This window comes from Paenibacillus baimaensis (genome assembly GCF_025567575.1).
On the sequence record NZ_JAOQIO010000084.1, the window covers coordinates 478,021 to 500,329 of the forward strand.

Below are 22,309 nucleotides of genomic sequence, written 5' to 3' on the forward strand. Positions count from 1 at the left end.
CCGCGCCACTCTGCTATATAGGAAAAGCCTTGCTGCAATGTTAGTATAGGAATATAGATATGGCGAGGCAGACCTGTCGGGAGGATATATGGGCTTAAAGCAATGGACATTATGGGGCATAGCCGCTCTGTTAATATTTACGGTTGGGGCTTTTTATAGCATGAATATGAATCAAGCCAGCGGTGTGAACAGCGAGTCTGATCGTACAACAGCGATCTCGATCTGGCTGTACAGCGAAGGCTGGGAAACGTATGTAAATGAATTCAAACAGCTTCATCCTAATATAGATGTAGATGTACGCAACTTTCGTTCAAGCGAGCAGTTATTTACGGAACTGACAGCCTCTATTTCTGCCAACGCGGCACCGCAAATAGCCGAGCTGCACAGCTATTATGGCCTGTCACAGCTCGTGGATACCAAAGCTGTTATTCCCGTTGAACACGCCCTGATAGAGGGTGGGAACCAACTGCATCCAACATTCACTGCTCCCTTTCATTACGAAGGTAACGACTGGGCTGTTCCGTTCGGCGGCGGATTACCGCTGATTTATTACCGTCAGGAGCTGTTAAAGCATCCGCAGGAAAAGGCCTTTACCAGCTGGGATCAGATCGTTCAAGCGGCCCAACAACCGTTATCCGAAGGCTCCGAGCTCGGTGGCAATGGACACTGGGGTCTGGCTATTGATAATGAGCTGCCCTGGTTTGTCGATAATCTTTCATTCACATCTGACTCTGCTGGTGAAAAGGATTCCTCTGTTAAAAGCAGCCGCGTATATTCAGCATTGTCTGCATGGAGTGACTGGATTCATCTCTCAGGGATTATGAAGCCACTTGTTCACCGCAGGGCTGCCAGTGATTTCATTAATGGAAAAATCGGCGTATTCCTCAGCTCCTCCGAAATGCTGCCTACTGTGGAAAGATATATAGGAGGCAAGTTTCAATTTGATGCAGGACGCATACCGACCCTCGTACAGCAGGGGATCGTTCCCGAAATTCATGGCATGGTTCTTATGCAAGCAGCTCCGGCCAAGGTGCAGGCTGCCCAAAGCTTTATAGCTTATTTGCTTCTTGAGCAGACACAAGCATCATTATGGCGCAGCAAAGGTCTCATTCCGTCACGATCTGATGTGCTGGTTAAGCTGCAGGAAGAGGATGTATGGAGTCAACGGCAAAAAATGATTCTGGATTCGGCCCGTATGCTGGCAGTGAAGCCACCTTCAGCAGATGATTATGAACGATGGGTAAGCATGACAACCCTTGTTGAACAATTGGAGCAAAATAAGGACGTTAATCTGAATAAGAAAATAGAGGAGATTTATGGAAGCCATAACGGAAAATAAAGCAGGATACGTGCCGTATATAGATGCAGATGAGTTGACAAGGAGGAAGGGAAACATGAAGTTGGAGATGTTATCGCGGCAGGGGACTACGGAGTGGAATGAGGATGCACTGATTATCAATGAGCCTTTACAGCTATTCGGAGTTTTGGACGGAGCTACCTCCTTGCATCCTTACCGTGGTCCAAATAACGAAACCGGAGGTTATCTGGCCTCACAAATTATTAAACAATATTTTGAATCATTGGCAGAGGAGGATGTCAGAGACACTAATTTGAAGCAGTTGGTCATTCAGGCGAATATTCGATTGCGTGACAAAATGGTTGAGGCCGGAATTCAGCTTTCAGACAAGACGGCATTATGGACCAGTGCATTGGCTCTCATTCGTATTACAGACCATTATGTGGACTACGCCCAGGTAGGAGACTGCATGATCGCAGCTGTGTATAAGGATGATACGATCCGTACCGTTTCCCGTGATCAGGTGGCTCATATCGATCAGCAATCCAAGGCGATCTGGGAAGAGGCCATTGGCCGCGGAATCTCCAAACGCGAGGAGCTATGGGAGCTTGTGAAGCCGGTGATTTTGGGTAATAAATCCAAAATGAACACGATGGAAGGCTACTCGATTTTGAGCGGTGAACCGGAGCTGGCTGATTTTATTGAGTATGGTAGGATAAACCGAATCCAATTAAAGTCGCTGCTGCTTGTCACGGACGGATTGTTCCCGCATACGGAGAGCGGCAGAGAACCAGAGGATATGATTCATCAGCTAACTGCGCGGATTCAAAGTGATTCTTTAACCGCCTATGCGGATTGGCTGTTTAAACTGGAGTCGGAGGATAAGGACTGCCAAAGGTATCCGCGTTTTAAAATATCCGATGACAAGACAGGGATATCGATTCATTTTGAATAAGCGTTCCCTACATGAATAATGACACTGTATTCGCTGCTGCTGCAGGATACGGAGCTGTGAGGCTTCGTTTCTTGACAGCAGTTTTTTGCGTTAATTTGCCGCGCAGTGAGACTGATTTACCGGACTTCTAAAAATTGTATCTGTTTTTCAATGATTTATAGATGTTGGATAAGTACGGATGGTTTACACTGGCTGTGTGAGGATTCGAGCCGCTCGCTGCTGAGTGATTAAAAAATGGAGCGAAAAGGTTGGAAATATTGTATATTATGGAGGAAATCTTCGATGTCAATGAGTGGAATTCTTAAATCCAGTCCAATAATTACGCGTCACCCGAATAATCCGGTTCTGACTGCAAGCGATGTGCCTTATAAGCCTGCTCTTGTTTTTAATGCGGGTGTTACTAAATATGAAGGACAGTATGTCATGATGTTCCGCAACGATTATGGCGACATCGAGAATGAAACGCTGCTGCCTATTCATACGACGAATTTGGGGCTTGCGTACAGTCAGGATGGCATTCATTGGAATGTGCAGGATAAGCCCTGCTTTGGCATGGAGAGCGAGGAGATTATTCGCACCTACGACCCGCGGCTGACCGTCATTGATGGACGCTGTTATGTTTGTTTTGCTGTTGATACAAAGCATGGCGTAAGGGGCGGTGTAGCCGTTACGGACGATTTCTCAAGCTTCGAGGTTCTAAGCATGTCCGCACCGGATAATCGCAATATGGTGTTATTCCCTGAACGAATCGGAGGTAAATATATTCGGTTGGAGCGGCCTTTTCCCGTCTACGGTAAAGGGGGCAAAGACAGCTTTGATATTTGGATTTCTGATTCTCCTGATTTGAAATATTGGGGGAATACGGAATTGCTGTTGGGTTTGGAGCAGGTACCATACGCCAATGATAAGCTTGGACCGGCAGCGCCTCCGATAAAAACCTCCAAGGGTTGGCTGACTCTGTTTCATGCGGTAGATATAGATCCTTCCCGTGGTCGAAACGGATGGGAGCCGTATTGGAAGAAGCGTTATTCAGCCGGGATCATGCTGTTGGATTTGGATAATCCGTACAAGATCATCGGTATGTGTCAAGAGCCCTTGCTGGCTCCGGAAGTGAGCTACGAAACGGATGGCGGCTTCCGTAACGATGTCATTTTCCCCGGGGGAATGATATTGGAGGACGATGGTGAGGTGAAAATCTATTATGGGGCGGCAGATACGGTGGAATGTTTGGCGACTGCTCATGTTGACGATTTAATTCAGTTGTGCTTAAACAAGTAACTATAGGAATTCATTGTTTACGTACGATTCGTATGGTGTAGGGAGGCTCTGTGTAACAGCAGCTTCTCTACTTTATTTGTATTTACTTATAGTGGCAGCCTTGAATGCAGAAGGAGTTCATCGCGATGAAGCATAGACATGTTCTCCAATACATCAATCAACATTTTAAAGTGAAATTAATATTGATCCTTTCCGTGATCATCATTGTGTGTTCCATGGTTACCGGCTATGTTTCCTACAGAATTTATTTGAATCTGTTTGAGAGCGAAATCAGCAAGCAGTACCTCAATACGAGCGAACAAACGATTGAGCAAATTGGCTTCAAAATTCAGGATATGTACCGGATCACTGACTTTATTTTTTTTCATCCGCTTGTAGAGCAAATCGTCCAAAACATGCATGCCGAGCCTGCGGAAGGAGAAAGCACGGAGTATCGCAGTTTTATACTGGAGAGGGATTTGGCAGATATATTGCTTCCTGTAAAAAATGAAACACCGCAAATTCGCGCCTTGTATATCGTTGATTTGCAGGGTACTAACAACTACTTCAGTCATATGAGCCCTTCGCTGCAGATCGAATTTCCGGAATTTTATAATAGGGTCAAAGGTAGTTTGAAAAGCGAGTCCGCTGAGCTGGTGTGGCAGCGGATGCTTATTCAGGATTCTTCGGATCCTTCTGGTGAGAAGAGCCATCTTGTAGCCGCGAGGCTGCTGAAATCAACCAAACAGCAAACGGTATATGGCATGATTATTATGATCATTGACGAATCGTTTCTGGCTACCACTCTCGAATCGTTGATGGCAGGTCGAACTACAGGGGCCTATCTCTACGATCAATATAACCGCATCCTTTATAGCCGGGAGCCAGAAGGCAGTATCGGATTCGTACCGGATTGGGAAAAGAAAAAGGGGATTTTTACCCAGCGTACGGAGGACGGCAATGATTATTTATTTGTCAAAAGTGTCTTTGAGCCGCGATCGTTCACCCTGGTAAGCGGCATTTCACTGGTGGATATCGAGGCAAAAGGACGGCGTGTTTACCAGGTAGCCTTAATTTCCGGTCTGGTCAGTGTGATGCTTATGGCGGTTTGTGTTTCCTTCTTCAGCGGCAGACTGCTTCAGCCACTGCAAGGATTGGTAGCGGCTATGCAGCAGCTACGAAAGGGAAATTTGCGTGTGACAATCACCAAAACGTCGAATGATGAATTTGCTTTTCTGGCGGAGAGCTTCAATACGATGGCAGCCGATATTCAATCCTTGATTCAGGAAGTGTATGTAAGCAAGCTGAGTGAGAAGGAAGCTGAATTAAAGGCGCTTCAGGCGCAGCTGAATCCCCACTTCTTGCATAATGCGCTTAACTCTATTTATTGGAAAATCATGCTGCTTTACGAGGATGAGGAAACGGCTTCTCTCGTAACCAGCTTGTCGGAGCTGCTCCGGTATTCCTTGGCACCCGTGTCGACCCCAAGCACCTTACAGGATGAGCTGGCGCAAATCCGGAATTATATTACGATACAGGAAGCACGGCATGGCGAAGATCTGCATGTCAGTATTGAAGCCGAGGAGGAACTGAGAGGCTGTGGCATGCAAAGGCTGCTGCTGCAGCCTTTGGTTGAAAACGTATTTGTTCATGCGTTTCGCGACCAGACAGCTAATAAGCGCCTGTCCATTCGAGCTTTTCGACAGCATACGGAAATGCATATTGAAATCGAGGATAACGGGTGCGGGATGGATGCAGATACGATCCGTCACATTATGAAGGATCGCTCCGTCCACGATCAGCATGGAGAACGGGAGAGCCTCGGTGTTCGCAACGTTACACGACGTATTTACCTGGTGCATGGTGAGCCGTACAGGCTGGATATCCAGCGGCTGCAGCAGGGAACGATGATGCGTTTAATTTTGCCGTGTGAAGCTTACCGGCCTATGAAAGGAGGTGCAGCAGATGAATCGGCTGCTTCTGGTTGAGGATGAACCTTTATTCAGGAAAGGTCTTGCGAAAATGATTACCGGTTCCACGACCAACTGGAGCGTATGTGGGGAAGCGGAGAATGGACAAGAGGCGGAGAGCTTGATAGCGGAACTGCTGCCTGACCTCGTGATCACGGATATTCGAATGCCGTTATTGAATGGCCTTGAGCTGTTGAAGCGTGTTAAAAGCAGGTTCCCGGATATTGAGTTTATCGTTATAACGGGCTTTCAGGACTTCCAATATGCTCAGACTGCACTTCGTTATGGTGCACTCGATTTGCTTATCAAGCCCTGCAGTAAACAGGATGTATATGACGCGCTGGATAAAGTGAATGAGCTTGTTCTGGACAAACAGGCCAGGCTCAGAAAAGAGGAAACAGAGCATCAACTGCTGCTGGAAAATACATTAAGGGCGATTTTTCTGAGGTTTCCTTATCATACGGAGGCAGTAGCAGAACTGGAGCAAGGACTACATGGGTGCAAGCTGATCTTGTTCCGAATTACCGATTATTATCCTGCTCATAAGCAATATACGAGGAGAGATGTTCCGTTACTGCAGTTTGCCGTTTTAAACATTATTAGTGAATTGCTGGATACACACGGGATAGCAGGCAAGCTGCTGCTTATTGAATACGGCCGGTATGCTCTGCTCGTGGATGATGCTGCCGAGGTACAGGCTCTATGTGTTGCGGTATGTGAAACGGTTCCTCGCCTGCTGGGCTTATCGGTTTCAACGCATCATGCCGGCCTGGCCCACAGCCTGACGCAGCTCGCCGATCTCTATGAAACCGGTATGGAAGGAGCAAGAATAGCTGAGCGTACGGATAAAGGGACGGAAACGGAGGGCACGCTGCCGATGAATCGGGCGCGTCAGCAGCTGATCAGTGCGCAGACGGTCGCTTTTATCGTATCTGGCCAGATGGAAGCTTTGAAGCAGTATCTGGAGCATTTCATGAAAGAAGCTAGCGGAATGTCTCTGGAAAACGGGAAAATGGAGGCATTATCGCTGAGCTTTGCGCTTCAGGATACGGCTCGTAAACAGTTTGAGCAGATATATGAGCCTCAAACCTTGACGGATCGAATCAGCAAGCTGCATGAATGCAGCTGCAAGGACGAGATCTATAGCTGGATGCAGACGGAAAAGGAGCGTTTTTTCCATAACTTCACGAAATGGCAGGAAAAATACAGCGAGAATGCGATTTTAAAGGCGGCACGCTACATGGAGGAGCATTACTCCGAGCCGCTGCCGTTACAGCAGGTAGCCTCGCAGGTGCATTTGAATGCGGCCTATTTCAGCCATTTGTTCAAGAAAGAAACCGGACGCAGCTTTATCGATTATTTAATCGAGCTGCGTATGGAGAAAGCCAAGCAGCTGCTGTGCAATACGGATATGAAAATTACGGAGGTATCCGGCACAATCGGCTACGATTTACCGAATTACTTTGCCAAGCTGTTCAAGCAATCCACAGGTCTATCCCCTAAAGATTACCGCAAGCTTTATCAGAGCTGATTGTACGACAGCAGCAGGCTCCATTTTGTGATGCTAGACTAGAAACTGGATACCGAGAAACGAGAATGCGACAATAAACTCAACAAAGTCGTGGTGTCCTAGATGAGAAAGAAATATGATAAAGAATTCAAAAGAGAAACGGTGAAAATGATTCAGGAACAGGGAAAGTCGGTGGCGCAGGTAGCGAGGGAGCTAAGTTGTCCGACAATACTTTGTGCCGGTGGATGAGCGAATTCAAGCAGGATTCGGGTAATGCGTTTCCTGGTAGCGGCAACTTAAAGGTCGAAGACAAGAACGTGCGTTATACACGTCTCCTTTCAGCACTGTTAGCCACTTGGTTAAAGTTGTTAAAGCAGCAGAGCCAGCATATGGACACAGAGATTACTGTTATGACTCAATCGGATCTTTATCAGATTGGTCATACTTTCCCCTCACTTTTTTGCATTTAAACACCCAAGCTGGCGGTACGTTCATCCATGTATGCCCCGTTTCAATAGATGGGAAGTGAGTCTGAAAGTCTTTTTTGAGCAGCAGTGTATATTGGAACGCAATAAACGTTCCATTGCTTGCCAATGCGTTCTCAATCGATAGAAATAGTCTTTCTTTCAGTTCGGAAGAAAAATTAGCAAAAGGAAGACCCGAAACGATCAAGTCGAACGGTCTGCCCGTTTCTTTAACGATTTCCCCCAATCTCAATGCATCGTTCAGAATGGGGAGACCAGGGAATTGAATATTCAAATTTTCCCGAAAAGATTCATTTTGTTCGAACAAAAATAACCGGCTTCGAGGATCCATATGTTGTTTGATATACCGGGTAAATACACCGGTGCCGGGGCCCAACTCCGCGATTTGGGCCATCTTGTGCCATGGCAAGGAGGGCGGAAGCATTTTGCGGGTTAAAAAACCCGAGCTGGGAACCAAACTGCCTACCTGACCCGAATGGCGTATAAACTGTCCGAAAATCGACGGCTGTTTCATTCGATTCCTACTTTCTTATCCAGCAAATAGCAGCTTGCTGAAAAATATGCCAGACAAAAGATGAGCAATGTGAGAAAGGACGGGAAATTGGCAAAGGCTACGATCCAAACGAGCAGTCCCGCAGTAAAGCTTAAAAAAGTGATCAGCATAGAATGACTACGGCTGCATTTTCCAAGAAATATGCTCGTAAAACATAGAAATATAAGCCCAGTCGCAGAGAAAAGCCATTTCACGATGAGCAATACTTTCGACCAATCGAATAAAAGCAAAGGTTCGACTCGGAACAATTGTCCGTTGCTCATCCCCAGTTGTACCCACATACCCACAATCATAACCACCGTTATCAACAGTGCCTCCAATAAAATCACAATATATTTGGACATCAGCATATAAGTTCTAGGTACCGGAAGGGATAACAAATGGGTAATCGCCTGTTGCTTCCACTCCTCTTGCCATGTAGAGAAGCAGTGAAGAAACGTCATCAACAGCAGGCCGGCAAAAATTATGACATCAAGCATCGTAATCAGACCAAGTCCTTCCTGAGGCAGGTGCAAATAAAAGATGAGGATGGAAAGCGCCGCATTCAAAAGAACGGTTGTTGCCAATGTAGCGAGCAGCGTATTCCTTCGATTTCGCAGATCGGTCAAGAATAAGCGCCTAAACGCGTGCATGATCATACACCTCTTTCAACATTTCCATCAACGATTGGTTTCGTTCCAGTTTTAGCATCTCGACATTACCAGCCAGCAGAAGCTTTCCCTCGTGAATAAAACGTATCTCATCCAGCATCACTTCGACCTCCGATATTTCATGCGTCGTAACGAGGATCGTCTGACCTTCTTCCATGAAATCTTCTACGATCGCTTGGGCAATCTGCTGTCTTGCGAAAGGATCTATGCCGGAAAAAGGTTCGTCCAGCAGCATATACTTTGCCTGCCGGCTTAGAGCGAGCAGTAATTTCATCTTGGCCCGCGTTCCTTTCGATGCCTGATGAATCAACGAATCTGCCGATAATTCGAAAAAATCGAGCAAATGCCGTGCTTTATTATCGTCCCAGTCCCAGTACATGTCTTTCATATACCTCATGCTGTCGGATAGTTTCATCCAAGGGTACCAAACGTTCACATCAGGAAGGAAGGTCATCATCCCCCTGGTCGATAGGCATGGCGATTTCCCGTCAATCATGATTTGGCCGCCATCCAATCGTAAAAGACCTGCTATCGCCTTAAGGACCGTCGACTTCCCTGCGCCGTTCGTTCCCAACACTCCGATAATTTGTCCCTCATCTGCAGTAAACGTAATATCGTCCAACGCCTTTTTCCGGCCAAACGTTTTTACGGCATGCTCCACATTGATCATGGCGTTTTTCCCCTTTCCAAATACTTTTTCACCGTGTCCAAAATGTCTTGGTCGGATTTACCGAAAGACCGCAGCAATTCTACACTTTGCCCGACTGTCTCGTTCAACGCCTCTTTCCGAATCGACTCCAGCATAGCCCTATCGCTTGTCATAAAGCTTCCCTGACCCCTGACGGTAATAATCAAATTCATGTCCTCCATTTCCCTGTATGCCCGTTGAATGGTATTGGGATTGACTCCCAATGTTTTGGCAAGCTCACGCCGCGAAGGGATTTCTTGCCCCAGTGTATAGGTGCCTTGGATGAATTTCATGCGGAATTCGTCGATAATTTGGGAGTAAATCGGTTCTTTCTGATTAAATTCCATCGCTTCCTCCATCGACCACAATCTGTGTTGCTGTATTATTTAATTAATACAGTAACACATAGAAAAGCTTCATGTCAATGATGTACACAAAAATGGGCTGAGCAGCAAGTTATGATTGTCCAACCTGGTATTGGCGTTTTTGCGGTGGTTCGCTCATTTATTGATTTCCATTTGATCTAAAAATTTTATCTTTTTCCCCATAAATCGTAGATGTTGCCCTCTCCCAATTTCCCTACAATTAGGTATATAGACAAACAACAAGATATGGAAGGTGCGGTGAGATGAAGATGGTATGATAGACATTGTAAATGAACAGGGGGAACAACAATGTCTAATCCAATAAAAAGAATAATACTTCCGATGCTGGCTTCTGCAGCATGGATCGTCGTGATAACAGGCTGTACGACCGTGATCGACGGGAATGGTGATAGTGGTGTGTCAAAGACCGATCAGCGGAGGATGATTACGGCAACCATCTATGACCGTGGCAATATTCCATCCAGTGAAGGCACGATTGAAAACAATAAAATCACCAAATGGATTAACGAAACAGGTCCTGTACAAGTCAAATTCATAGCTGTACCCCGGACACAATCAGAGCAAAAGCTGAGCACGTTATTCGCAGGCGGGGGAGCACCAGACCTGATTCTGGAATATGCGCCGCAGATCAAAAATCCGTTGATCGACCAAAAGCAGCTTCGTCCGATTGACGACATGATCGACAAGTACAGTACGGAATATAAAGCGCTTTTGCAGAAATACCCATCGCTCAGGAAAGCGGGAACAGGAACCGATGGCAAGCTGTATCAGTTCGGGCGTATCAATGAAACGATTCCGCAGCGCGGCTTGTTTATCCGTACCGATTGGCTGGAAAAACTGAACCTGAACATCCCGAAAACGACTGAGGAGCTGTATCAAGTAGCCAAAGCCTTCACGGAGCAGGACCCGGACGGAAACGGCAGGAAGGACACTTACGGTATCGCGATGTCCTATAGCTCCGGAGCTATTCTGGATGAAATGTTTGGTGTCACCTACCCGGGCTTTATTGTGCAGAACAACGAGCTTATCCATGGCTGGGATCACATTAAGGCGGTTACGGCGTTTAAAAAAAGGCTTTACAGTGAAGGTCTGGTCGATAAGGACTACTTGAACGACAAGAATGGCTCAAAAGCAAAGCAGGATTTCCTGAAAGGTAAAATCGGGATATACATGGAGCAGTTTAACGTTCCGATTGTTTTTTATACCGATTATTATGTGTATTTGAAAAAAAATGTTCCGAGTGCCGAAATTACGGTCATTCCATATCCGGTAACTCCTGTGGGACAGTTTAACCCGATCTTTGTTAATCCGATCCAGATGACGGCTGTTGTCAACGCTCAAGTCAAAGATCCGGAAGCGGTGATGAAATACGTTGATTTTGCCGCATCCGATACTTTTATGAAAACGATGTATTACGGCTTTGAAGGCGTGCACAGCAAGTCGGAGCCGGGTACATGTCCGCAGGTAATCAATCTGGATAAATGGAAAACCGAATTTAATTTCGGTTCCGGCGATTTTGCTATGCTGGCTTCCCCGACATTAGCGGGTAAATGCTATTTTGGTACGGAAAAGCTTGATGCCCGGGATGTCCTTCAAAATCAGGTGAAAAAGATGTTTGAAGCGAATTCGTCCTTTATTCGTTTTGATCTGCCGGTAGCGGGACCGACTCATTCTGAACAGATGCCTCAGCTGCCGAAGGAGCTTCAGCAAATTCTGACCAACACGACGAAGCAGGTCGGTGTCGGCGAGGGCGATATCTGGATAAAGTCGATATTGACACCTGGCTATAGCCCGGAGATGGCCAAACAGGATGCTATCGCTGCATGGCAAAAAGCCGGAGGCAAGCAGGTCGACGATTGGTACAGGAACTTCTATGCCAATGATAAGGACAAAATGATTTGGACTAAGGATATTTACGATATTTTCAAAGAGCAGCGTGCTCTTCAAACCAAATAAGAGTCACGAATTTGATGATCAGGTGGTGAATAATCGAATGGGGACCGTACGGGCCAAAACTACAAAGGATGCCTTGCGCTATTTGAACAAGAAAAAATATTTGTATATCTTGTTAATCCCTTGTGTGATCTATTTTTTAATATTTAATTATTTTCCGATGTATGGCGTCATCATAGCTTTTAAGGATTTTAATTTTGCCAAAGGTATTGTAGGGAGTCCCTGGATCGGTTTAGACAATTTCAGATACATGTTTGGGCTAAGTGATTTCTACACAGTTTTCTGGAACTCGCTTTACCTAAGTATGTTAAGGCTGGTTTTCGGATTTCCTTTTCCGATCCTGTTGGCCCTGCTTTTAAATGAAATGCGAAACCGCACATACCAAAGGGTAACGCAGACCATTATCTACCTGCCCCACTTTATATCCTGGGTTGTCATCGGAGGTATTCTGGTCAACTTCCTGTCCCCTTCCTGGGGAATTGTAAATATATTCCTGAAGCAGATCGGGATGGACCCTATTTTCTTTCTCGCAGACAATGATTATTTCCGACCCTTGGTCATTATTAGCAGTATCTGGAAGGAGTCTGGTTGGGAAAGCATTCTTTACCTGGCCGCCATGGTTAGCATCAATACCGAATTATATGAGGCTGCCAGTATCGACGGTGCCAACCGATTGCAGAAAATGCGCTACGTGACGATGCCTGGTATCAAATCAACGATCGTGATTTTACTTATTTTGCGGCTCGGTCAAATTATGGGCAACGGCTTTGAACAAATTTTTGTGCTCCAGAATCCTTTGAATCTGGGTGTTTCCGAGGTGTTTGAAACCTACGTATACCGTGTCGGTTTAATTGGTGGCCGGTTTTCCTTCGGAACTACGGTTGGTCTGTTCACCTCGGTTATCGGATTGATTTTCCTGCTGGCAAGCAACCAGATTGCCAAATGGTTGAAAGAAGACGGGATATGGTAAAGGGAGGCGGCAGAGCTTGAGTATCAGATCATTCGGAGATAAATTGTTTGACTTTTTTAATTATACAGTCGTCACCTTGTTCGCACTAGCTTGTTTATTCCCGTTTTTTTATGTGGCATCCTTTTCTGTGACCCCTTATTCGGAATATTTGCAAAATCCATTGAAGCTCATCCCGAGTCAAATCGAGCTGTCTGCCTATAAGCAGATTCTTCAGATGCCGTTGATGTGGACCGGATATAAAAATACGATCATCATCACGATTGTCGGAGTTGCAATAAACATCTTTTTGCTGATCATTTCCGCTTATCCACTATCCAAGAAGGATTTAAAGGGCAGAAATGTGATCATGGTACTAATCACGTTCACGATGTTTTTCAACGGCGGTTTAATACCAAATTTTTATCTCATCAAAACCCTGGATATTTATAACACGCTGTGGGCGATGATTTTACCTGGTGCCCTTGGCGCTTATAACCTGATCCTGATGAAAAACTTTGTCAGCGCGATACCCGAAAGTCTGGAAGAATCGGCTTTTATCGATGGTGCCAATGAAATCAAGGTGCTGTTTCGGATCATCGTTCCCCTGTGTAAGCCGGCGATAGCCACCTTTGTCATCTTTCATGCGGTAACCCAATGGAATACGTTCTTTTCGGCCATTATCTACACGTCGAGAAGAAGTCTCTGGCCGCTTATGCTGATTTTACGCGAAATGGTTGTTGATGATGGAGGTATTACCAAGGATGCGATGGACATGAACAATACGGGAGTTACCGTGTTTACAATTAAAATGGCGATCATCATTTTTGCAACATTACCTATTCTGCTTGTCTACCCTTTCTTGCAAAAATATTTTATGAAGGGTGTGCTGGTAGGCTCAATCAAGGGATAAAAGGGCTTCTCATGCTTCATCCGTACGATTAAAATCTGCAGTTGTTTGCAGTTTTAATAAATGGTAATTAAAAAGGAGATGTTTATATTGAAAGGGTCCGTCAAAACTCTGGTTAGTTCCTCAGTGAGCATTGTGCTGCTTTCCTCTATCGTGGTGGCCTGCAGTCCGAATACTGACAACAAAGAAGCAGCCGACACCAAGCCAACCCCCGGTACCATGGCGCCAGCCCCAGCCAAAGCAGCACCTGCTGCAATCAAAATGTTTAACAGGGTCAATGCAGCGGTCGTTGTAGAAAATAATCCTGTCATAGCGGAGGTTGAAAAGCTGGCCAATGTCAAGCTATCGGTTGAAGCTCCTCCGATCAATAACTATGTAGATAAGCTCCAGGTACTTATGGCGTCAGGAGACCTGCCAGACCTTATCTACAACTGGGGTGGTGCAGATGCCAATATGGAGAAATGGGCGCAGAACGAGCTTCTTGCCCCATTGGACGACAAAATTAAAAATTACCCGAATCTGACAAAAAATATTACGAAAGAAATGTGGGATGGGGTCAAATCTGTTAATGATGGAAAGACCTATATCATTCCAAGAACGAATGTAGTCAACCACTGGGGCTATATGATCAACCAGCAATGGCTGAACAAGCTTAATCTCAAAGCGCCTACAACCCTGGACGAGTTCACGAATGTATGCAAAGCCTTTACCAATAACGATCCTGACGGAAACGGAAAGCCGGATACGTATTGCCTAAGCTTATCCAATCCGACGCTGGGTGCCAATACAATCTGGAATGCCTCCAATTTTCTTGCCTCCGCATTTGATCTTCCTATCGTAAATGGAGCCAAGGATACAGACGGAACGTATAAAATAAGAGAAAAAATGTCGGGCTATATTCCCTACTTGACCTATCTGAAGCAGTTAAATGATGAGAAGCTGATTGATCCCGAGTTCCTGATTAACAAGATCTATGTAGATCAGGAAAAAATGAACCAGAACCGGATCGGTATCATCTACGCACATCAATATGCGGTTATGGCCAATCTGGCAAAGGATAAGGAATCAGATAAAAAGTACACCTATCAGGCTGTGTTAAAGAACAACAAGGGCGTTGCCTCTGATTGGGTCACACCTGCCACGTGGGGCGGCTGGATGATAGCCAAAAATTCAAAAAATATCGACAGCGTGCTGAAATTTCTGGATTGGGGCAATACGACGGAAGCGAATACCTTGTTCCAGCTTGGCATCAAGGGCGTGACTTACGACAATTATGATCCGGCTACGAAAAATATAACCCGAACTGCCGATCAGGCTACCAAGCTTGCAGCTGTGACAAGCACATACATGACGCTTGCTAACGCGATAGATGGAAACGCTGCCATCATTGAAGGTGCAGATACCCTGGACAGACTTAACGCTTACAAGTCACAGCTGGATGGCGCATTAAAGCAGATGACCGTTATCAATGTTCCTGCTGTCAGGTCTCCCAAAATTCTGAATCTGAACAGTACGATTCCCGATATGGTCAAGAAAAAGGACGACCAGGAATTGAAGTTTATTCTGGGCAGCATTACCCTGCAGCAGTTCAAGGACTTCCTGGAGAAGGAATGGAATCCGGCTACAGCCGATGCCGAAAAGGAATATGTAGACTACATGAATAAGGCAGGTAAATAAAACCGGATAAGTGAAGGGTGTAGAGGTGATATGGGAATTTTCCGAATATCACCTTTTTACATACATATTTAAAGGATGGTGATTAATAATGGGTAAAGGTAAAGCTCGCAGTATGGCTCGGGGGATCGTGTGTTTCGTCCTCGTACTCGGTATGTTGTTTTCAAGCATTCCGTTTATTCCAACAAGTGGCATTCAGACAGCGTATGCGGCTAATTCGAGCGTAGTCAGAAGTGGTGATGTGTGGACACTGGAAAATGATGTGATGAAGTCAGTCGTGTCCTTTGCAAGTGGAAGTATTCAAATGACAAGCTATTACAACAAAGAGGCCGGAAAGGAGTATCTCACCGGGAGTGGAAGCCAATATTTGTTTTACTATAACTATGGTGGAAGCGACCTCTATGCGAATGATGGCGGCTGGACGCTGGGTACTGCCACGATTACCGACATTACCAAATTCGGCACCAATTGGGGTAAGCAGCTTACCATCCCGGTGACCCGAACTTCCCCGCAAAATGTAACTATTAATCTGAAATTTGAAATTTATAACGGGAAATCCGGATTGAAGTATAGCAACTCCATTAAAAATAATACGGCTGCCCAGAAGACGATTACGAACTCGGACATCATCTCGCTGAACCTGCCCAATGATGCACATACGCTGTATTATGTGCCGAATATGGCCTGGTACAGTACCTCGGGCTCGCTGGCTCCGAATGCAGGGAAAAATGCGATAACGGTCTATAATACGGGTGATGGATGGGGCCTGCAGCCGGAAATGAACTGGAAGACCGAGGGAACCTCTGGCATGCTGCCGCCCTTTGCCAGCATTAATGCCTGGAGCGGTATCACGAATGTCAAAGTATCCACCAATACCGATGCACTGCAATTGGTGTTGTTTCCTAATGAGGAATTCGAGTATATTTCAGTGAATATGACGGTATTCAAGGGGGATATCATTGATGGAAAAATGGCAGTCGAGGAGCATTTTAGAAAGCGCTTCAAATATCATGACGTGACTTCCCTGTTTCTTACCAACGACTGGGACTATATAGGGAAACGCACGGATGCATTTTTCAGAAATACAGTCGTGCCGAAGGCTGTACAGGCAGGTCTGGATATGGTGATGATCGACGATTTATGGAATACGACCCGAGATACCACGACTGCGAAGACCAGCTTTACAAGTAATCTGGCATCCCTGACCGATTATATTGTAGGGCAAGGTCTGCGCTTCGGATTATGGTTCAGCATGACAGGCGACAACCATAATGTAGGAAGGGATTTGGCTGATCCTGCCAACATTGAGTTCAAAAGAAGTCAGGTTGAGGATACGATGATTCCTCAATATCATTTATCGCATCAAATGATTGATTTGACCGAATTTTGGCCCAATACGGCGGCGACCTCAACCTCGCATCCAAGCGACAGCGTCTATCGAAAAAACGTATTGGTGAAAAACTATATGAACGATCTGACGTCACGACACCCGGACTTCATTGGCAAGCTGACCAGCGAAGTGGATATATATCCTACTCAGGGTGACAGAAACAACGGACTACTGCATATCTCTGATAACGGATTTCTATCCGCTAACGGCGGAGTGGGCACCAGCATGAAAATCGGCATGGACAGCTTTGGCTATTTGCCTATGAATTCCGTTTATTACGGCGGTAACCCGTCAGGCAAAGTCGAGGACTACTATTCCTATATGCTGGCAAGAGTGATCAAATTCAATACAGACCCTTCCGGTTGGACGAATGCTGGTATGGATTCTCTGAAAAAATTCAACAACTGGCGGAAGAGTCCGAGAATCAAGGCATTAACGGAGCAAACGACAAGGCCGCTTTATGCCGGTCCGGATTTTGATACGTCAGGCTCCTACGCATGGATGTATGCGTCTGAAGATAAAAGCAAGGCGCTGGTCATTGCCACAGCTGCGAATGTAACGGCTGTTCCAGACGATCTGACCCTCAATCTCAGGTGGCTCGACAGCAGCAAGACTTACCTGGTTGAGGATATTACGATGAACGATAGCGGTGTCAGCTCCTACAGCTATAAAGGCAAATTCACAGGCAGCCAGCTGAAATCGCCAGGACTTCCTGTGAACCTGGCCGATAACACATCCAAGGGCAAGGCGTTCTGGATTCAGGAGGATAATGCGGCAGCCATGCAGGTGCTGTATGCAGATGAGAAGATTGCATCCTTCACGCAAACTTCCGGCACATCGAGCCTGACGGTCAATGTTACCGGAACTGCAGGAACCACAGGTAAGGTGGTTGTATTTGACCGGACCGCCAATAAAACCATTACCAGCGACATCGTCATTGGCACAGGCGGTACAGGAAGCGTTACGCTCGGCTCCGGCATTTTGCTTGAAGCAGAGAGTCTGACAGCAGCGGCATCGTCAGGGTCTAACGTTGCGAATGGAGCCGACACAGCAGCCAGCAATGGTTCACTCAGCTATGGGAATCTGAATGGAGTGGGCGACTGGGTCCAATACACGGCAAACGTGGCAAGCCCGGGCACCTATAATGTAAAGGTTCAGGTTAAGAAGCACCCAAGCAGAGGTACGGCACAACTGTATATAGACGGCGTAGCACAAGGTTCGCCTATTGACGAGTATCAGAGTGCTCAAGGTTATGTCGAGGTCGATCTTGGCAATATCGCTTTTACAACAGCTGGAAATAAACTATTCAAATTCCAGATCACAGGTAAAAACGCCAGCAGCAGCTCTTATATCTTGGCTACAGATACGATAAGGCTAACCTATAAATCACCTGATGTCATCCTTCCGCCAGCGGTACCGGAAGCAGTCAAATATGAAGCAGAGAGCTTGACCACGACGGCATCAACCGGTGCAACGGTTACTTATGGAGCAGATTCGGCAGCCAGCAATGGCGGATTGAGCTATGCGAATGCCAATGCAGTGGGAGGCTGGGTACAGTATACGGTGAATGTTCCGGCATCGGGAACTTACCGGTTGAGAGTACAAGTCAAAAAACATCCCGACAGGGGTACAGCACAGCTGTACATCGACGGCACCGCACAAGGTACGCCGATCGATGAATACCAAAGCGCACAAGGCTACGTCGCAGTGGATCTCGGCAATGTGACGTTCAGCTCAGCAGGAAACAAGCAATTCAAATTTCAGGTCACAGGCAAGAACGCCAGCAGTGCCAGCTATACCCTGGCAACCGACTATATTTCGCTTACCAAGGAACCGCTTAATTATGAATTCGAGAGCTTGACCACAACCGTATCAGCAGGAGATACCACGGCAATTGGCAGCGATTCCGCCGCCAGCGGGGGTGCATTAAGCTACGGAAACTTTAACGCAGTGGGAGACTGGGTGGAATACACGGTCAATGTTCCAACAGCTGGAACCTACACAGTTAGTGCGCGGGTTAAAAAGCATCCCGACCGCGGCACCGCGCAATTGTATATCGATGGTGCTGTTCAGGGGAATCCTGTAGATCAGTATCAAAGTGTTCCGGGCTATTCGGTCGTTGGATTAGGCAATGTGACGTTCAGCTCAGCAGGAAACAAGCAGTTTAAATTTCAAATTACAGGTAAAGATCCAAGCAGCGGTAATTATACTTTGGCTAATGATAAAATCATGCTAACCAGAGTCAATTGATTATGTATTTCTGACGTTAAGCTATCAAGGACCAGTGTTTCCCTTTTATTGAGGTGGAATGCTGGTTCTTTTTAATGCGATGTCCGAATCCCTATTTCCCATCATCTTAATTTCAACCTAAGATCGAAGGATTGCCACCTCGGCAAATAATCGCGCATCCCTTACGATAAAGAGGTCAAGATGATCACTAGATTGAAAGGGGAATATTCGAATGAAATTAGCAACAAAAATGTCAACAGCAGGGGTAGCGCTGCTTCTTGCCGCTTCGATGGCCGCCTGCAGCAGCGGTGTTACGCCTGCCGCCGAGCCAGCCAAATCCACAGGTGCCACAGATGCCAAGACCGAAGCCAAAACAGACAAACCTGTGGAGCTTACATTTTGGTCTTTGGGCACTAACGGCTACGAGAAGCTGGCTGAGGAGTATAAGGCCGTTAAGCCTAACGTCACGATCAAAATTCAAAACACAGCCGACCAAACGGCTCATCACAATAATATGTTAACAGCGCTGTCTGCGAATAAGGGTGCACCCGATATTTTCATGGTCGAAATTGCTTTCCTGGAAAAATTCATGGAGGCGAAGGATAAGTTCAATAATTTGAATGATCTTGGCGCAAGCAGCCTGAAAGGAAATTATCTGGATTGGAAATGGAAGCAGGCTTCCTCCACGGACGGTAAATTCCAGCTTGGTTTGCCAACGGACGTAGGTCCAACTGTCGTTTATTATCGCACCGACTTGCTGGAGCAAGCCGGTATTGCGAGCAAACCGGAAGAATTTTATAAAGAAATTGCAACCTGGGACAAATTCGCCGAAACTGCAAACAAGTTTAAGCAAAAAACAGGAAAAACGTTTGTAGATATACCTGGATTGCTGTTTAATGGTCTGCGGGATCAAGGCAACGAAATCTTTTACAACAATAATGATGAATTCATTGGCGATAAAAACCCGCAAGTGAAAAAAGCCTATGACTTTACGGTAAAAGGGATTAAAGAAGGCTGGGTTGGCAAAAACGTGCTCTGGACACCGGAATGGGCGAAAGAAACGAATGATGGTGGATTTGCTGTCATGCTGGCTCCGGCATGGATGAGTGGCGTTATTAAAGGAAATGCCAAGGATGCAACGGGTAAATGGATGATTACGCAAATGCCTGAAGGCGCTGGCAACTGGGGCGGTTCGTTCCTGAGTATTCCCAAGGAATCGAAAAATGCCAAGGAAGCCTATGAATTCATATCATGGATGGACAGTAAGGATGGACAGCTTAAATCGTATATCTCGAATGGTCTGATGCCATCGATTCCTGCAGTTTATGAAGAGGCCAAGTTTAAAGAGCTTAAAGATTCCTTCTACAACAATCAAGCAATTTCCGTTGAATTTGCCAAAGCTACGAAAAGTGTCAAACCGATCCGCTATGGCAAGCTGCATGATGCAACAGACAGCATTTTCAAAGAAAGTCTGAGCAATGTCCAGCAAAAAGGCAGCGATCCGCAAGCAGAGTGGGATAGTGCAATTAAGAAGATCAAAGAACTGAATAAACGCAGTTAATTGCTGGACGAATATCTGGAGGGTGCAGGTTCATCGTGTATGGTGAATTTGCTCCCTTATAGGAGTGATCAAATGAACATCCATGCTGTTGCACCCACCGCCGGAGCTGCGGCGCGTCCTTGGCTCACCGAGCGGCGAAGAAGCCGATTGGCGGCTTATCTGTTTATATCACCATTTTTTGTGCTGTTCGCTATATTTGGGATTTATCCGATCTTTTTTACTTTTTATTTGTCGATGTACAAATGGAACGGTATGGGGGATATGAAGTTTGTCGGCTTGAAAAATTTTGAGCTTGTTTTGACCGACCCGACCTTTTGGACCTCAGTCGGCAATACGTTTATTATGGGTGGCATGGGTACGATTCCACAGCTCATTCTGGCACTCATTCTTGCTGTGGCCTTGAATTCCGCTTTTATTAAAGGAACGAAGCTGCTGAGAGCTATTTATTTTTTACCAAATGTGACTTCCATTGTTGCGGTTACGATGATTTTTAGCGCAGCATTTGCCAATAAAGGCATGGCCAATTATTTGGTTTCTTTTCTGGAAATGGGACCTTATGCATGGAATATTCAGAACTGGCCGCTTAAGACGGCGATCGCGACGATGGTCATATGGCGCTGGACCGGCTATAACGCAATTATATTTCTAGCGGGCCTGCAAAGCATCCCCGGCGATTTATACGAAGCCGCACGTATCGATGGAGCCAACCGTCGTCAACTGTTTACACATATCACAGTCCCGCTGCTCAAACCGTTTATTTTATTTACCGTGCTGATTTCAACGATTGGCAGTATTCAGCTATTCACCGAGCCCTATGTGTTCTTAAGTCAGGGAGGCTCAGGATCTACCCGCTCGGAGGGCATTACGATGGTGATTTATTTGTATACAGAAGCATTCCGTAATTCGTTCTTTGGCACTGCCGCTGCAACGGCTGTCATCTTATTCATGTTCACCGTGATTTTTTCATTGCTGAACACTTGGCTGTCCAAAAGAATGGGAGGGGAAGCGTAATGCCGGTAGGAGAAAAACAAAACGTCATTTCACGAATCATTATTTATATCCTGCTGGCTGCAGGAGCGTTCGCTTCGGCCTATCCCTTTTATTGGATGCTGGTGATCTCAACCCGGACGAGAGATGCAGTGTACCAAATCCCGCCCGCTATTATACCCGGACCGGAGCTTATCGCCAATTTCACACATGCGCTGGAGCGGATTATATTTTTCAGGGCGCTCTGGAACTCGTTTATCGTATCAGGTGCGACTACCGTTTCCGTACTGTTCTTTTGTTCACTGGCGGGCTTTGCATTTGCCAAATTTGAATTTCCAGGTAAAAAGCTGCTGTTTGTGCTCGTCCTTGGGACTCTGCTCGTCCCTCAGCAGCTGAGTGTGCTGCCGAACTATATTTTGATGGCGAAGCTGTCGTGGATTGATTCGTATAAAGCAATTATTGTGCCAAGTATGGTTTCAGCATTTGGTATTTTCTGGATGCGACAATATATTATATCGAGTATTCACACGGAGCTTCTGGAAGCAAGCCGGATCGATGGCAGCGGATATATCAATACGTATTGGCGGATCGTGCTGCCGATCATCGTACCCGCATTGGCGACACTTGGTATTTTCACTTTTTTAAATACGTGGAATGACTTTTTCTGGCCGTTGGTTGTGCTCAAGAACAATGAGAATTTTACGATTCAGATTGCGCTGCAGCAGCTGTTCAGCCGCAACGATTCGATCGACTATGGCATGATTATGTCAGCTACGTTCTTTGCAACACTTCCTTTATTAATCGTATTTGCGCTATTTAGCCGCTGGTTTATATCGGGGTTAACTTCAGGAGCTGTAAAAAGCTGAAATGTTCACAAGCGGCGCAGCAGGATAATCCCCCCTCCGGTG

18 protein-coding genes are annotated in these 22,309 nt (G+C 46.1%); 14 read left to right on the forward strand and 4 right to left on the reverse strand.

The window, feature by feature from the left end; translation table 11 throughout:
* Positions 1 to 88: 88 nt before the first annotated feature.
* From OB236_RS21300 to OB236_RS40145, 6 genes are all read left to right on the forward strand, one after another.
* The gene (locus tag OB236_RS21300; protein ID WP_262685790.1) at positions 89 to 1,339 is read left to right on the forward strand and encodes an extracellular solute-binding protein; all 1,251 of its coding nucleotides are present in this window, start codon (positions 89 to 91) and stop codon (positions 1,337 to 1,339) included.
* 55 nt (positions 1,340 to 1,394) lie between these two features.
* On the forward strand, positions 1,395 to 2,252 hold the full coding sequence (locus tag OB236_RS21305; RefSeq protein ID WP_262685792.1) for a protein phosphatase 2C domain-containing protein: 858 nt from the start codon (positions 1,395 to 1,397) through the stop codon (positions 2,250 to 2,252).
* 282 nt (positions 2,253 to 2,534) lie between these two features.
* A complete protein-coding gene (locus tag OB236_RS21310; protein WP_317259364.1) occupies positions 2,535 to 3,530 on the forward strand; it encodes a glycoside hydrolase family 130 protein in 996 nt (331 codons plus the stop codon).
* A 125-nt stretch (positions 3,531 to 3,655) separates the two neighbouring features.
* Positions 3,656 to 5,497, forward strand: coding sequence for a sensor histidine kinase (locus OB236_RS21315; protein ID WP_262685794.1), 1,842 nt, complete (start codon positions 3,656 to 3,658; stop codon positions 5,495 to 5,497).
* Positions 5,475 to 7,010, forward strand: a complete 1,536-nt coding sequence (locus OB236_RS21320; RefSeq protein ID WP_262685795.1) for a response regulator transcription factor — start codon at positions 5,475 to 5,477, stop codon at positions 7,008 to 7,010. The genes OB236_RS21315 and OB236_RS21320 overlap by 23 nt, the downstream gene beginning before the upstream one ends.
* Before the next feature lie 102 nt (positions 7,011 to 7,112).
* Positions 7,113 to 7,238: a transposase gene (locus OB236_RS40145; protein WP_408638501.1), complete on the forward strand. Its 126-nt coding sequence runs from the start codon at positions 7,113 to 7,115 to the stop codon at positions 7,236 to 7,238.
* A 159-nt stretch (positions 7,239 to 7,397) separates the two neighbouring features.
* On the opposite strand, the gene OB236_RS21325 is transcribed toward OB236_RS40145, so the two are convergent.
* From OB236_RS21325 to OB236_RS21340, 4 genes are read right to left on the reverse strand one after another with little or no spacing between them, the layout of a single operon-like run.
* Positions 7,398 to 7,988 carry a class I SAM-dependent methyltransferase gene (locus OB236_RS21325; protein WP_262685796.1) on the reverse strand — a complete coding sequence of 197 codons (591 nt, stop codon included), beginning with the start codon at positions 7,986 to 7,988 and terminating at the stop codon, positions 7,398 to 7,400.
* Positions 7,985 to 8,659: an ABC-2 transporter permease gene (locus tag OB236_RS21330; RefSeq protein ID WP_262685797.1), complete on the reverse strand. Its 675-nt coding sequence runs from the start codon at positions 8,657 to 8,659 to the stop codon at positions 7,985 to 7,987. The genes OB236_RS21325 and OB236_RS21330 overlap by 4 nt, the downstream gene beginning before the upstream one ends.
* Complete coding sequence (locus OB236_RS21335) at positions 8,646 to 9,347, reverse strand: ABC transporter ATP-binding protein (RefSeq protein WP_262685798.1); 702 nt, start codon at positions 9,345 to 9,347, stop codon at positions 8,646 to 8,648. The genes OB236_RS21330 and OB236_RS21335 overlap by 14 nt, the downstream gene beginning before the upstream one ends.
* Entirely contained in the window at positions 9,344 to 9,712 is a 369-nt protein-coding gene (locus OB236_RS21340) for a GntR family transcriptional regulator (protein ID WP_262685799.1), read from the reverse strand. The genes OB236_RS21335 and OB236_RS21340 overlap by 4 nt, the downstream gene beginning before the upstream one ends.
* Before the next feature lie 327 nt (positions 9,713 to 10,039).
* Between OB236_RS21340 and OB236_RS21345 the strand changes: the two genes are divergently transcribed.
* The 8 genes from OB236_RS21345 to OB236_RS21380 all read left to right on the forward strand — a co-directional run bounded on the left by OB236_RS21345 (position 10,040) and on the right by OB236_RS21380 (position 22,267).
* A complete protein-coding gene (locus tag OB236_RS21345) occupies positions 10,040 to 11,707 on the forward strand; it encodes an extracellular solute-binding protein (protein ID WP_262685800.1) in 1,668 nt (555 codons plus the stop codon).
* A gap of 37 nt (positions 11,708 to 11,744) precedes the next feature.
* Positions 11,745 to 12,674, forward strand: a complete 930-nt coding sequence (locus OB236_RS21350) for an ABC transporter permease (protein WP_262685801.1) — start codon at positions 11,745 to 11,747, stop codon at positions 12,672 to 12,674.
* A 16-nt stretch (positions 12,675 to 12,690) separates the two neighbouring features.
* Positions 12,691 to 13,563 carry a carbohydrate ABC transporter permease gene (locus OB236_RS21355; protein WP_262685803.1) on the forward strand — a complete coding sequence of 291 codons (873 nt, stop codon included), beginning with the start codon at positions 12,691 to 12,693 and terminating at the stop codon, positions 13,561 to 13,563.
* An 87-nt stretch (positions 13,564 to 13,650) separates the two neighbouring features.
* Positions 13,651 to 15,237, forward strand: coding sequence for an extracellular solute-binding protein (locus OB236_RS21360; RefSeq protein ID WP_262685804.1), 1,587 nt, complete (start codon positions 13,651 to 13,653; stop codon positions 15,235 to 15,237).
* Between the two features lie 88 nt (positions 15,238 to 15,325).
* The gene (locus OB236_RS21365) at positions 15,326 to 18,874 is read left to right on the forward strand and encodes a GH36 C-terminal domain-containing protein (RefSeq protein ID WP_262685805.1); all 3,549 of its coding nucleotides are present in this window, start codon (positions 15,326 to 15,328) and stop codon (positions 18,872 to 18,874) included.
* A gap of 211 nt (positions 18,875 to 19,085) precedes the next feature.
* Complete coding sequence (locus tag OB236_RS21370) at positions 19,086 to 20,414, forward strand: ABC transporter substrate-binding protein (RefSeq protein WP_240419137.1); 1,329 nt, start codon at positions 19,086 to 19,088, stop codon at positions 20,412 to 20,414.
* Between the two features lie 72 nt (positions 20,415 to 20,486).
* The gene (locus tag OB236_RS21375; RefSeq protein WP_262685806.1) at positions 20,487 to 21,425 is read left to right on the forward strand and encodes a carbohydrate ABC transporter permease; all 939 of its coding nucleotides are present in this window, start codon (positions 20,487 to 20,489) and stop codon (positions 21,423 to 21,425) included.
* A complete protein-coding gene (locus OB236_RS21380; RefSeq protein ID WP_262685807.1) occupies positions 21,425 to 22,267 on the forward strand; it encodes a carbohydrate ABC transporter permease in 843 nt (280 codons plus the stop codon). The genes OB236_RS21375 and OB236_RS21380 overlap by 1 nt, the downstream gene beginning before the upstream one ends.
* The last annotated feature ends 42 nt before the right edge of the window (positions 22,268 to 22,309 follow it).